Genomic DNA, 13,337 nt, shown 5'->3' with positions numbered 1-13,337 from the left:
GACGCCGGCGGCGACCCCAGCTCCCGCTCCGGCCAGGCCGTACGGGGGTCAGGTGTTGCGGGCGGCGAGGTCGCGTTTGATCTCGCGGGGCAGGGCGAACGTCTGCCGCTCCTGCACGGTGGTGATCTCCTCGACGTCGGCGTACCCGCGGGCGGCGAGGTGGCCGAGAACCTGCTCGATCAGGTCCTCCGGTACGGAGGCGCCGGAGGTGAGGCCGACCGTCGAGGCGCCGGCGAGCCAGCCGTCGTCGATCTCCGACGCGAAGTCGATCAGGTAGGAAGCGCGGGCGCCGGCCTCCAGCGCGACCTCGCGCAGCCGCACCGAGTTGGACGAGTTGCGGGACCCGATCACCAGCAGCACGTCGCAGTCGGGTGCGATCTGCTTGACGACCTGCTGCCGGTTCTGCGTCGCGTAGCAGATGTCGTCGGACGGCGGCGACTGCAGCCCCGGGAACTTCGCCTTCAGGCGGTCGACGGTCTCCAGCGTCTCGTCGACCGACAGCGTGGTCTGGGACAGCCACACCACCTTGCTCGGGTCCCGGACCTCGACCTGGTCGACCGCGTCGGGGCCGTCGACCAGGGTGACGTGCTCGGGCGCCTCGCCGCTGGTGCCGACGACCTCCTCGTGCCCCTCGTGCCCGATGAGCAGGATGTCGTACTCGTCCCGCGCGTACCGCCGGGCCTCCTGGTGCACCTTGGTGACCAGCGGGCAGGTCGCGTCGATGGCGTGCAGGTTGCGCTGCCGGGCCTGCTCGTGCACCTCCGGGGCGACCCCGTGCGCCGAGAAGATCACCGTGGCGCCCTCGGGCACCTCGTCGTTCTCCTCGACGAAGATCGCGCCCTTGCGCTCCAGCGTCTGCACCACGTGCTTGTTGTGCACGATCTGTTTCCGCACGTAGATGGGTGCACCGTAGAGTTCGAGCGCGCGCTCGACGGTCTCCACGGCTCGGTCGACGCCGGCGCAGTATCCGCGCGGCCTGGCCAGCAGCACCCGCTTCGTCATGATCCCCATGGTAGGCCGCCGTACCGGTACCGCAGGCCGAGGTGAGGTCCTCCACAAACCGCGCGGGCGCGCCCGGCATGCGCACCCGGTACAGGACCTAAGCTCGTCGGATGGCCGAATCCGCCGCCGAGGCACCCCGTACCAGCCCGGACGAGCCGTGGCCGGTGCGGGTGGTGAGCCAGAAGATCTCCGCCTGGATCGCCCGGCTCGGCTGGGTCTGGGTGGACGGGCAGGTCGCCCAGGTCTCCCGGCGTCCCGGCGCGGGGCTGGTGTTCCTGACGCTGCGCGACCCGTCGGCCGAGATGAGCCTGTCGGTGACCTGCTACCGGGACACGTTCGAGTCCTGCGACCCGCCGCTGCGGGAGGGTTCCCGGGTGGTGGTGCACGCGAAGCCGGAGTTCTACGCCGGCCGCGGCAGCCTGTCGCTGCGCGCCGACGAGCTGCGGCACGTGGGGCTCGGCGAGCTGCTGGCCCGGCTGGAACGGCTGAAGAAGGTCCTCGCCGCGGAGGGGCTGTTCGCGCCGGAGCGGAAGCGGCGGCCACCGTTCCTGCCCCGTACCGTCGGGCTCGTCACCGGCCGGGCCAGCGCGGCGGAGCGGGACGTGCAGGAGAACGCGGCGGCCCGCTGGCCGGCGGTGCGTTTCGCGGTCCGCAACGTGCCGGTGCAGGGCCCGACCGCGGTGCCGCAGATCCTCGACGCGCTGGCCGAGCTGGACGCCGATCCCGAGGTGGACGTGATCGTGCTGGCCCGCGGCGGCGGCAGCGTCGAGGACCTGCTGCCGTTCTCCGACGAGGCGCTGTGCCGTGCGGTGTTCGGCTGCCGCACCCCGGTGCTGTCCGCGATCGGGCACGAGACCGACACCCCGCTGGTCGACTTCGTCGCCGACGTGCGCTGCTCGACGCCGACCGACGCCGGCAAGCGGGTGGTACCGGACCTGGCCGAGGAGCGGCGGGTGATCGAGCAGCACCGGTACCGGCTGGACCGGGCGGTGACGCACCTGCTCGACGGCGAGCGCCGGTGGCTGTCCGCGGTCCGGTCCCGACCGGTACTGGCGCGCCCCGAGCTGTTGCTGTCCGGCCGGCGCGACGAGGTCGACGGGCTGCGCGACCGGGCCCGACGGGTCCTGGCGCACCGCGTCGACGCGGCCGGCAGCGACCTGCACCACACGGTGGCCCGGCTGCGCTCGCTGTCGCCGCTGACCACGATGCAGCGCGGGTACGCGGTGGTGCAGCGCGCCGCCGACGACGCGGTACTGCGCGACCCCGCCGACGCGGCACCCGGTGCGGCGCTGCGGGTACGGCTGGCCGGCGGCGAACTGGCCGCCACCGTCACCGACTCCCCCGAGCCGTCGCCACGCTGACCGACGGGACCGGTCCGAGCCGTAAGGTGGCTGCTGTGACGGACGAGGACACGACGGTCAGCTACGAGAAGGCGCGGGCGGAGCTCGCCGCGGTGGTGGAGAAGCTGGAGGCGGGCGGCACCTCGCTGGAGGAGTCGCTGGCGCTGTGGGAACGCGGCGAGCGCCTCGCGGACGTCTGTCAGCGCTGGTTGGACGGTGCGAAGGAGCGGCTGGACGCGGCCCGCGCCGCCCGGGACGAGACGGCCGGCTGACCGTCGCTGGCGGGTCGCCCCACCGTTCGGACGGCACGAGCTGTCCCAACGTCGGGTTAAATTGCCGGCCGGGCTCTGTCGCAACCCGCCCGCGAGGGCCGACCCTGGAATGAGCGATCGGCCGAGGTGTATTTCCGGGGGGTATACGCATCGTCGGACCGCAGCCCTCCGCCCACCGGCACCGCCGGTGGGCGGTGTGCTGTCGGTGACGGTGCCGCCCGGCGGCTCAGTGCAGCGAACCGGCCAGGGTGCGCATCTCGTCGTCGTTGGTCTGGCCGACGACCAGGATCGTACGGTCGGGCTGCAGCAGCGCGAGCACCTGGTTGTTCTTGTCGCCGGTGTAGCGGGCCCAGTCGGCGCCGCCGATGTGCTGGCTGCCGGCCGGCCGGGCGTGCTTCGGCACCGCGTCGGACAGCAGCTTCGCGGCGTCGCCGTTGCTCTCCACGATCTGCGCGAACCCGCCGGACGGCGTCACGTACCCGAGCCGCAGCGTCACCGTGCCGCGCTGGTCGGTGGTCTCGGCGCTGGTGACCTTCCAGTCGGGGCCGAGCCGTCGCGGCGCCGCGACCGGGAACCGGTCGGCCTGCCGGGCCTGGGTGATGGCCGGCTTCGCGTCGACCACGGTGACCTGCCGGTCGGAGGAGAGGTACTGCCACACGCCGACCGCGATCAGGATCGGCACCAGCAGCACCGCCATCGAGATGATCATGTCCCGGCCGGTACCGCCCCGGCGACGTCGAGGCGCCGCCTCGCCCTCGGTCGGAGCCGGGGGCGTGCCCTCGTCTGTGTACAGCGGTACTCGGCGCGCCACGTACCCATCGTCGCCGATCCTCGCCGCCGCGACCACGCCGGGGTGGCCAGGGCAGGACGGCCACGCCGAGGAGGCCACGGTAGGACAGCCACGCCGGGCCACAGCGGCACGTGGCGCGCCCGCGCGCCGGGTACCGATCTGCCAGGATTCGAGGGAGTGCTCAGCTGGCGGAGGGGAAGACCATGGCAGACACTTCGCGACACACCGAGGTGCTGGACCGAAACCTGGCGTTGGAGCTGGTACGGGTCACCGAGGCGGCGGCGATGGCCGCGGGCCGGTGGGTCGGCCGGGGCGACAAGGAGGGCGGCGACGGCGCCGCGGTCGACGCCATGCGCCAGTTGATCAACTCGATCCAGATGCGCGGGGTGGTGATCATCGGCGAGGGCGAGAAGGACAACGCGCCGATGCTCTACAACGGCGAGCGGGTCGGCGACGGTACCGGGCCGGAGGTCGACGTGGCGGTCGACCCGGTCGACGGCACCACGCTGATGGCCGCCGGGATGCCGAACGCGCTGGCGGTGCTCGCGGTGGCCGAGCGTGGCGCGATGTTCGACCCGTCCGCGGTCTTCTACATGGACAAGCTCGCCGTCGGACCGGACTGCGCCGACGTCGTCGACATCGAGGCGCCGGTACGGGAGAACCTGCGCCGGGTCGCGAAGGCGAAGCGCACCAGCATCTCCGACGTCACCGTGTGCGTCCTGGACCGGCCCCGGCACGACCAGCTGGTGGCGGAGATCCGGGAGACCGGGGCGCGCATCCACTTCATCCGGGACGGCGACGTGGCCGGCGCGATCAGCGCCGCGCGCGAGCAGTCCGGGGTGGACGTGCTGATGGGCATCGGCGGTACCCCGGAGGGCATCATCGCCGCCTGCGCGATGAAGTGCCTCGGCGGCGCGCTGCAGGCGAAGCTGTGGCCGAAGGACGACGCGGAGCGGCAGAAGGCGATCGACGCCGGCCACGACCTGTCCCGGGTACTGCGCACCGACGACCTGGTCGCCGGCGACAACGCGTTCTTCGCCGCCACCGGCGTCACCGACGGCAGCCTGCTGCGCGGCGTCCGGTACCGGTCCGGCGGGGTGACCACGCAGTCGATCGTGATGCGTTCCAAGAGCGGCACGATCCGCATGATCGACGGGGTGCACCGGTTGGAGAAGCTCCGCCAGTACTCGATGGTCGACTTCGGCGGCGACCCGGTCGAGGCCGACTGACCGGGACCGCTCGGCGCCCCGGTCGAACCGCCGGGGCGTCAGCCGGGCCCGCCGAGCAGCCCGATCGAGCCGGTCGGGGGTCGGCGAACGAGCCGGTCGGGGGTCGGCGAACGAGCCGGTCGGGGGTCGGCCCGAACGAGCCGGTCGGGGGTCGGCCCGAACTGTCCGAGGGCTCGGTCGCGGCGGTCGAACCGCCGGCGGCAGCTGTCGCCGGGCAGCCTGGCCGGGTGTCAGGTGGAGCTGCCGCCGGGCATCTCGACGGTGCGGTCGGAGCCGGTCTTGCCGAGGCCGAGACCGTCGACCCCGGGCAGCGTCAGCGTCGGCGACGAGCCGCCGAGACTGGCCGGCGAGCCGGAGTCGGTCGGCTTGGGCCGGCGCACCCGCGGCTGCCGGAACAGGATCGCCGCCACCAGGCCGGCGATGAAGCCGCCCAAGTGGCCCTGCCAGGAGACCTGCTCCTCGCCGGGCAGGATGCCGCTCAGCTGCCAGCCGAACAGCAGCCCCATCAGCAGGCTGATGCCGAGACTCCACCAGCGCCGCTCCACCAGGCCGCGCAGCAGCAGGTAGCCGAGGTAGCCGAAGATGACGCCGCTGGCCCCGACGGTGATCGAGTGGCTCGGGCCGAACACCCACACGGTCAGCCCGGACACCACCGCGATGAACGCGGTGATCAGGAAGAACCGTTTGGTCTGCCCGGCCAGCACGAACGTGCCGAGCAGCAGCAGCGGCACGCTGTTGGCCAGCACGTGCGTGAAGCTCGCGTGCAGGAACGGCGCGAACACGATGCCGTCGAGGCCGGTCAGGCTGCGTGGCGCGATGCCGCCGGCGCGGTCGAGCGCGCCGCCGAACAGCGTGTCCAGCCCCTCGATGCCCCACAGCACCGGAATGAACGCGCACATCGCGAGGAACGCGCGCCCGATCGAGGCATAGAACGGCTCGGTGCCGAACCGCAGCCGTTCGTCGCCTGTCGCCGTGTCGGTGCGCAGCCCGCCGGTAGCCATTCTTCCTTGGTACCAGCGTCACGCCAGCTCGCCCATCGGGGTTTTCCCCGGTTCGCGGCGCGGGCCGACACAAATGCGGCGACACCCGGTCGTACGGCCGGGTGTCGCCGCGGTTCGCGCTCGGGTCGCGCCGACGATCGGCGCGGCGGGATGGTCAGTACCAGCCGGTGGACTCGGAGTGGTTCCAGGCACCACACGGCGTGGAGTAGCGGTTCTTGATGTAGTTGAGGCCCCACTTGATCTGGGTGACCGGGTTGTCCTGCCAGTCGTCGCCGTACGACGCCATCGAGTCGCCGGGCAGCGCCTGCGGGATGCCGTACGCACCGGACGGGTTCGCGGCGTGCACGTTCCAGCCGCTCTCCCTGGTCCACAGCTTGTCCAGGCAGGCCATCTGGTCCAGGCCGAACCCGGCCTGCAGCAACAGGGTGCACCCGGTGGCGCGGTTCCCGCTGTACTCCTTGCAGGAGCTGGGGACCGGGCCGGCCGAACCACCGCTGGTGCCGGACGAGCTGGCCTTCTTCTGCTCGGCGGCCTTCTTGGCGGCGTCCGCGTCGCCGGCGACCGCCGCGGCGTGCTCGCCACCGGCCGCCGCGTGCTGCTTGGCGTCCCGGGCCGCACTGCGACTCGCCTCGTCGCGCATCTTCTGCTGCCGGTACCCGTCGGTCGCCTGGCGTTGCGCCTGCTGCTCCTCGATCGGGTCGATCGGCTGTCCGACGACCTGCTGCTGCGCCACCTCGGTCGGTTGCTGACCGGGGCGGTGCACCGTCAGGTACGCGCCGCCGGCGAGACCGCCGACGAGGACGAAGACTGCGAACATCCGAACTGACAACTTCGTGCCGATCCGGCTCACGCGTCGTTCCCTTCGACGGGGACAGGGGGTGGAACGGCTACCGCGCGTGCCGGCGACCGTTCGGCGTACCACCCTGACGCACCCGAAGGCGACACGCCAGGCCGGATCCCGCGGATAGTGGCATCCGTCACCGTCAGTCGCAAACACCGTGAGCCGTACGGACTCGCCGCATCACGCTGAGTCAGCTCAGCGCAGACGATCGCCCGTTGATCCATGCCAGGGCCAACGGGCGATCGAGGCTTCAGGTGACTCGTCGGGTCACCCGGAGGTGGGGAGCTATGGGGTCAAATCCTCCAGCAGATCCGTGACCACTTCGGCGATCCGGGATCGTTCCGACCTGGTGAGTGTGACGTGCGCGAACAGCGGATGGCCCTTCAACGTCTCGATCACCGCCGTCACCCCGTCGAACCGGCCGACCCGCAGGTTGTCGCGCTGCGCCACGTCGTGCGTGAGCACTACGCGTGACCCCGTACCGATCCGGGACAGCACGGTGAGCAGCACGCCGCGTTCCAGCGACTGCGCCTCGTCGACGATCACGAACGCGTCGTGCAACGACCGGCCCCGGATGTGGGTCAGCGGCAGCACCTCCAGCAGCCCTCGGGACACGACCTCCTCGACGACGTGTTCGGAGGCGAGCGCGCCGAGCGTGTCGAACACCGCCTGACCCCACGGCGACATCTTCTCGGCCTCGCTGCCGGGCAGGTAGCCGAGCTCCTGACCACCCACCGGGTACACCGGGCGGAACACCACGACCTTCTTGTGCGCGCGGCGTTCCATCACCAGTTCCAGGCCGGCGCAGATCGCCAGCGCGGACTTGCCGGTACCGGCCCGGCCACCGAGCGAGACGATGCCGATCTCGTTGTCCAGCAACAGATCCAGCGCGACCCGCTGCTCGGCGGACCGGCCGTGCAGGCCGAACGCCTCGCGATCGCCGCGGACCAGCTGGACGTGCTTGTCCGGCCGGACCCGGCCGAGCGCCGAGCCGCGCGGCGAGGACAGCACGAGGCCGGTGTGGCAGGGCAGGTCGCGCGCCTCGGGCAGGTCGAGCGGATCGCCGCCGTACAGCGTCGCCATCTCGTCGGCGGTCAGCTCCGCCTCGGCCATCCCGGACCAGCTGGGATCGGAGGCCTGGCCGTGCCGGTACTCGTCCGCGGGCAGGCCGACCGACGCGGCCTTGACCCGCAGCGGCATGTCCTTGGTGACCAGCGTGACGTCCTGGCCCTCGGCGGCCAGGGCCAGCGCGACGGCGAGGATCCGGGCGTCGTTGCTGCCGTTGCGGAACCCGTCCGGCAACACCGCCGGATCGGAGTGGTTCAGCTCGACCTGCACGGTGCCGCCGTCGTCGTTGACCGGCAGCGGCTCGTCCAGCCGCCCGTGCTGGTACCGCAGGTCGTCGAGCAGCCGGAGCGCCTCGCGGGCGAACCAGCCGAGCTCGGGGTGGTGCCGCTTGCCTTCCAGCTCGCCGATGACGACGAGCGGCAGGACGACCGCGTGCTCGGCGAAACGCCGGAACGCGGACGGATCGGACAGCAGCACCGAGGTGTCCAGCACGTAGGTGCGGCGGGGTGAGTCAGGGGCCTTGGTGCTACGACGTGTGCTCACAGGGCCACTCCGCGAGGCGCGCACCTCCACGCCGGGTCGGTGAGAGGTCCCGCCGGTGCGGCGTGCCGGGACGCGTGCCGGGCGGCCGGCCGAGCCGGCGCGCGACGTCGACGAAACGCGACCTGGCGACGGCCGCGGCCGTCGGGCCCTCTCCGGCCGGCGCGGTGATCCCCACGCCGGTGACTGCTCGGCCGGACTCGCCCGCACGCGGGCCGGGTGCCGGCCCACCGTGACGACGTACGCCGCATCCGGGCCTCCCGGGTGGCCCGGGACGTCCCCGTACCACGATCCAGACGTTAGCCAGCAAATCCGGATACGGCCAGTAGCCCGCCCTTACTCACTGCGCGTGTCATCCGGTCGCCACCCGTCCGTCATCGGTCGTCCGCCCGGCTCCCGACCGCGCCGGCGGCGTCGTCGGGCCGCGCGGGCGACGGTATCGGCGGCGAAATGGCGTTGCCGGGCGCACCGGTCTCCTGTCACCGTCTGGGCATGCGTACGACTCTCACCCACCTGCTGCCCGCCCGCGCTCCGCGTTCCACCGCGACGCGCCAGCAGCAGCACGTCCGGGTCGGGAGGCGTACCGGCGTCCGACCGTGACCGGGGCGCTCGTCGCGGGGCTGCTCGCCGGGTACGGCATCGCGATACCGATCGGCGCCGTCGGCGCCTACCTGGTCACCCTGTCCGCCACGGCCGGCCCGCGGGTCGGTGCCGCGGCCGCGCTCGGCGTCGCCACCGTCGACGGCCTGTACGCGGCGGTCGCGGTGCTCGGCGGCACCGCGCTGTCCGGCCGGATCGCCCCGTACGCCGGGGTCGCCCACCGGCTCGCCGCGCTCGTCGTGCTGGTCGTGGCCGGGTGGCTGGTCGTCGGCGCGATCCGCCGGTACCGCCGGCACGCCACCGCGACCGCGGGCCGCGACACCGCACTGACCCCGGTACGGGCGTACGCGGTGTTGCTCGGCATGACGCTGCTGAACCCGACGACGCTGGTGTACTTCGGCGCGGTCGTGGTCGGTGGGCAGGCCGGCGCCCTGGGCGGGCCGGCCACCGGCGTCGTCTTCGTCGTCGCCGCGTTCCTCGCCTCGGCCAGCTGGCAACTGCTGCTCGCCGCCGGCGGCCTGCTGCTCGGCCGGCTGCTCACCGGGCCGCGCGGGCGGCTGGTGACCACGCTCGCCGCTGCCGGCGTGGTCGTCGCCCTCGCGATCCGGCTCGCCCTCGGCTGACCACCGAACCTGCCCGCCGCGCCGGTCGTGAACCCGTGCCGGCGGGCAGGCCGGTCCTGGACCCGTGCGGCCCGGCACAGCGATCGCGGCCCATCGCCGGGATCGTGTCCTGGATCGGCGCAGTGCGGCCGGGTCAGTGGCCGTAGCGGCGCTGGCGGTTCCCGTACGAGCGGAGCGCGCGCAGGAAGTCGGTACGCCGGAAGTCCGGCCAGTGCGCCTCGCAGAAGTAGAACTCGCTGTGCGCCGACTGCCAGGTCAGGAAGCCGGACAGCCGCTGCTCGCCGCTGGTCCGGATGATCAGGTCCGGGTCGGGCTGGCCGCGGGTGTAGAGGTGCTCGGCGATGTGGTCGACGTCGAGCACCTCGGCGAGTTCCTCGATGGTGGTACCGGCGGCGGCGTGCTGCTGCAGCAGCGAGCGCACCGCGTCGGCGATCTCCCGCCGCCCGCCGTACCCGACGGCCACGTTGACGCGGGCCCCGCCGGTACGGTCGGCGGTGCGTTCCTCGGCGGCCTTGAGCACCTCGGCGGTACGGGCCGGCAGGATGTCCAGCGCGCCCGCCACGTGCACCCGCCACGGCCGCTCGTCGGCGGACAGCCCGGTCACCACGTCCTCGATGACCCGCAGCAGCGGCTCCAACTGCTCCACCGGGCGGTTCAGGTTGTCGGTGGACAGCATGTAGATCGTGACGTGCCCGATGCCGAGGTCGTCGCACCACTGCAACAGTTCCTCGATCTTGCGGCCGCCGGCCTGGTGCCCGAGGGCCGGGTCGTCGAAGCCGTTCTCCTTGGCCCAGCGGCGGTTGCCGTCGATGATGACCGCGACGTGGTGCGGCAGCGGCTTGCCGGACAGTCCCGCGCGAAGCCGTCGCTCGTACAGGCCGTAGACGAGGGTGCGCAGGCTCACGGCTAGGCAGCGTACGCCGACCGGCACCGACCGCAAGCGGCCACGGGCCCGGATCGGTGGCGACGAACACGCCCGACCGTGCCGGGTGCGCCTCGCGGTGACGTCCGGGCCGGCGCCGCCGAGACCCGGACGAACCCCCGAAGCACCGAGCGGGCGGCCGCCACCTCGGTACGACCCGGGCGGGGCCCGCCGCCCAGGCACCGCGCCGGCGGCGACGTCCGTGCGCCACCGCCGGCGCTTGGTGCGTGACCCGCACCGGGGTCAGCCGAGGTCCGGGCCCTTGCGGCGGAGGTCCTCGACGGTGGACATGGCGCCGCGCAGCTCACCGAGCCACGCGTCGGCGTGCTCGCCGACCAGCCGGACGCACCAGGCCAGCGCCTCCGACCGGGACCTGGCGACGCCGGCGTCGACCAGCGTGTCCAGCACGACGCGCTGCGGCTGCCGCAACCGGGTCATCACCGGTACCGACTGGGTGGTGAACAGTTCGCGGGTCTCGCCGCAGGTGACACCCCAGCTGGCGTGGCGCCGGTAGCGGTGCTCGACCTGCTGGGCGATGCCGATCCGCTCGTCCCGGGTCTGCTCCCGGAACCGGGCGATCCGGCCCTGCTCGGCGCCGGCGCGCTCCGCCTCGGTCCCCGGCTCGTCGCCGGTCGCCTCGGGCGGCGGGATGGCGCCGACGATCAGGATCTCCTCCCGGTCGACGGTGATGGTGGGCGGCTCGACGAACCACTCGTCGGGCAGCCGGCCGCGGATCCAGCCCGCCGCGTCGGCGGCGGACGGCGGCTCGGGCTGTGCCCCGCCGCGACCCCTTCCCCAGCCCCGGTGCGGCGGCCAGGCTCCCTCTCCTCGCATCGTTCCTCCCCATTGAACGAAATGATGATTACAGCATTACACGTGCAATCAGCATTGCCAACGGGAAGAGGTCGGGCGTCAGCGGGCAGCGGCCCGGCGCGCACCACGCGACCCGGTACGGCGGGGCCGCGGCGTGCCGGTCCCGGTGTCCGGCGGCGCGAGCAGCAGCACCGCGGCCGGCGTACCGGCGAGGCGGCCCAGCGGGTCGTCCGCGCAGGCGGCGGCGTAGAAGTCGGCCGGCCGGTCACCGACGCACGCGAGCACCTGGCAGCCGCCGCCGACCCGGTCGGTACCGACCACGGCGCAGCCGGCGATGCCGGTGGCCACGTCGTCCCGCAGCCCCGCCCGTACCGCGGCGAGCAGGTCGGCGGCGGCCGCCGCGGGGTCGGTCGGCGCGGCGGCGACGGCGACGTTCGCCGGGAAGGTGGCGCGCTCCACCGGGCCGCGCACCTGCCGCACCGGCTCGCCGGCGACCCGGTCGAACAGGCCCTGCCGGTGCAGCAGCCGCCCACCGGCGCCGGCCGCGGCGGCGAACAGCATCCGGCGCAGCCCCGCCTCGTCGATCGCGGTCTGCATCGTCCACGGGTTGCCGAGGCCCTGCCAGGACCGGTCCCGCACGAACCCGGACATCCGCCGCGCCCACCAACCCGGCCGCAGCTCCCACAGCGGCCGTACCCGGCCCTGCGCCACCGCCAGCGGCCGGGCCGCGACCACCAGGTACCAGCAGCGACCGAACCGGCGCCGGTACCGGTCGTCGGCGCAGGCCGCGCGCACCCGTTCGGTGACGTACCAGGCGACCGAGTCGGCGTACGCGTCGCCCGCGCGCAGCGTCCGGGTCGCCACCGGCAGCCGCAGCCAGCGCGCGCCGTCCACGGTGGTGCTGGACGGCCGCTCCGGCGGCGCCTCGGCCGGCCGTCCGGCCGCGCCGGACTCGATCAGCCGCAGCCACCGTTCCAGCAGGAAGGCCCGCCAGAACCGGCCGGCGTCGGTCCGCCGGCCGGCGAGCAGGTCGCCGAAGCCGGCGACGACCTCCCGCGGGTCGGGCCCCGGCCGGCGGGCGAACGACGCGGACAGGAACGTGGCGTACACGTCGGCCCGCAGCGCCCGCAGCACCGCCAGCGTCGGATCGGCCGGCGCCGGGTCCGCGGCCGGCACCGCCTCGGCGGGCAACCCGCGCCGGCACCGGGCGAGCAGCTCGCGGGCCGCACCGGTACCGGCGACGTGCCGGTACGGCATCTGCAGCGCCACGCCGAACCGGGTGGCGACCCGGTCCGCCACCCGGGTCAGGTAGCCGGGCGCCGCGGTGTCGGCGAGCAGCGCGGTACCGCCGAGCGGGTCCAGGATCGCGTCCACCTCACCGGCGGCCCGCCGCGCGACCACCCAGGCGGCCAGCACGTCCGGATCCGGTACCGGCTCGCCCAGCCCGGCGAGCAGGTCGTCCACGTCGGCGATGCGTACCGGTACCGGGGCGTCCCGCAGGCCGGCGGCGGTCACCGCGGCCGGCGTGGCCGCTCCGGGCAGCAGCGCCCGGTAGACCGGCAGCGGCTCCGGGTCGTCGCCGGACGTCGGGCCGGCGGACGGGCCCGCGTCGGCGGGTGGCGTCGGGTCGGCGTGCGCCAGGCCGAGCAGGGCGACGCCGGTCATCGCGCCGTCCAGACGTACGCCCAGCCGCAGTCCGGCACTGGCTGGCGGCGGCGTGGCCGGCGCGCCGGCGGCGTGCGTGACCGGGCGGACGCCGTGCGCGCCGACCTCCAGCACCTGCCCGGGCAGCAGCCGGCGCACCCCGGCGAGGAAGGTACGGGTGTCGACGTCGCACTCGCCGTCGACGCGGAACCGCGCGGTGGTGTCCGGGTCCGGCCGCGCCGGTACGCCGGCGGCGAGCAGTGCGGCCGGTTCCGACGCGACGAGGACCGCCCCGTCGTGCCGGGCATAGTAGAGCGGTGGGCCGTCGCCGTGCCGGCACAGCACCAGCACCCCGCGGGCCGGGTCGGCGAGCACCGCGGCGTACGGATCGGTGCCCGCCCGGCCGAGGACCGCGCCGGCGCCGCCCTCGGCGTACCGGGCGAGCAGGGTGGAGGGCTCCGCGACCCCGTCCACCACGACGGCCGCGCCGCGGTGATCGTGGTGCACCTGCGGGATCCCCGCCCGTACCGCCATGGCCAGCTGGCCGCCGTCGTCGTGCCAGCCGGCGACCTCGTCACCGCGCGGTGCGAGCCCGCGGACGAGCTCGTCGAGCACCCGGCCGCCCGCGGCGCGACCGTCCGCTGCCGCGCCG

At 74.1% G+C, this 13,337-nt stretch carries 12 protein-coding genes; 4 read left to right on the top strand and 8 right to left on the bottom strand.

Translation table 11 applies throughout. From position 1 onward, the window contains the following. Nucleotides 1-48: 48 nt before the first annotated feature. Nucleotides 49-1,002, bottom strand: coding sequence for a 4-hydroxy-3-methylbut-2-enyl diphosphate reductase (locus NUM_RS33715; protein ID WP_370467108.1), 954 nt, complete (start codon nt 1,000-1,002; stop codon nt 49-51). Between the two features lie 110 nt (nt 1,003-1,112). Here NUM_RS33715 and xseA point away from each other — a divergent pair, with 110 nt between their 5' ends. Beyond that, entirely contained in the window at nt 1,113-2,363 is a 1,251-nt protein-coding gene (xseA, locus tag NUM_RS33710) for an exodeoxyribonuclease VII large subunit (protein WP_207128982.1), read from the top strand. A 35-nt stretch (nt 2,364-2,398) separates the two neighbouring features. Continuing rightward, entirely contained in the window at nt 2,399-2,614 is a 216-nt protein-coding gene (locus NUM_RS33705; protein ID WP_207128981.1) for an exodeoxyribonuclease VII small subunit, read from the top strand. 226 nt (nt 2,615-2,840) lie between these two features. On the opposite strand, the gene NUM_RS33700 is transcribed toward NUM_RS33705, so the two are convergent. Further along, nucleotides 2,841-3,425, bottom strand: coding sequence for a DUF4245 domain-containing protein (locus NUM_RS33700; RefSeq protein WP_263975160.1), 585 nt, complete (start codon nt 3,423-3,425; stop codon nt 2,841-2,843). A 182-nt stretch (nt 3,426-3,607) separates the two neighbouring features. Between NUM_RS33700 and glpX the strand changes: the two genes are divergently transcribed. After that, nucleotides 3,608-4,633 (top strand): class II fructose-bisphosphatase, encoded by a 1,026-nt coding sequence (glpX, locus tag NUM_RS33695; protein ID WP_207128979.1) that lies wholly within the window; start codon nt 3,608-3,610, stop codon nt 4,631-4,633. 230 nt (nt 4,634-4,863) lie between these two features. Here the strand turns inward: glpX and NUM_RS33690 are convergent, their stop codons facing one another. The 3 genes from NUM_RS33690 to NUM_RS33680 form a co-directional block, all read right to left on the bottom strand. After that, nucleotides 4,864-5,634: a rhomboid family intramembrane serine protease gene (locus NUM_RS33690; protein WP_207128978.1), complete on the bottom strand. Its 771-nt coding sequence runs from the start codon at nt 5,632-5,634 to the stop codon at nt 4,864-4,866. Nucleotides 5,635-5,788: 154 nt separating this feature from the next. Further along, a complete protein-coding gene (locus NUM_RS33685) occupies nt 5,789-6,451 on the bottom strand; it encodes an aggregation-promoting factor C-terminal-like domain-containing protein (RefSeq protein WP_207128977.1) in 663 nt (220 codons plus the stop codon). Between the two features lie 309 nt (nt 6,452-6,760). After that, a complete protein-coding gene (locus tag NUM_RS33680) occupies nt 6,761-8,086 on the bottom strand; it encodes a PhoH family protein (RefSeq protein ID WP_225919028.1) in 1,326 nt (441 codons plus the stop codon). Between the two features lie 593 nt (nt 8,087-8,679). On the opposite strand from NUM_RS33680, the gene NUM_RS33675 reads away from it, so the two are divergent. After that, nucleotides 8,680-9,306 (top strand): LysE family transporter, encoded by a 627-nt coding sequence (locus tag NUM_RS33675; RefSeq protein ID WP_207128975.1) that lies wholly within the window; start codon nt 8,680-8,682, stop codon nt 9,304-9,306. Nucleotides 9,307-9,439: 133 nt separating this feature from the next. On the opposite strand, the gene NUM_RS33670 is transcribed toward NUM_RS33675, so the two are convergent. The 3 genes from NUM_RS33670 to NUM_RS33660 form a co-directional block, all read right to left on the bottom strand. Continuing rightward, entirely contained in the window at nt 9,440-10,210 is a 771-nt protein-coding gene (locus tag NUM_RS33670; RefSeq protein ID WP_207128974.1) for an isoprenyl transferase, read from the bottom strand. Between the two features lie 261 nt (nt 10,211-10,471). Further along, entirely contained in the window at nt 10,472-11,062 is a 591-nt protein-coding gene (locus NUM_RS33665; protein WP_207128973.1) for a hypothetical protein, read from the bottom strand. A gap of 78 nt (nt 11,063-11,140) precedes the next feature. Next, nucleotides 11,141-13,300, bottom strand: coding sequence for a class II glutamine amidotransferase domain-containing protein (locus NUM_RS33660; protein WP_207128972.1), 2,160 nt, complete (start codon nt 13,298-13,300; stop codon nt 11,141-11,143). Between the last annotated feature and the right edge of the window lie 37 nt (nt 13,301-13,337).

This window comes from Actinocatenispora comari, assembly GCF_017312725.1.
GTDB lineage: Bacteria > Actinomycetota > Actinomycetes > Mycobacteriales > Micromonosporaceae > Actinocatenispora > Actinocatenispora comari.
Note: the sequence above shows the minus strand (reverse complement) of the source record. Positions and strands in the feature narration are given on the sequence as shown.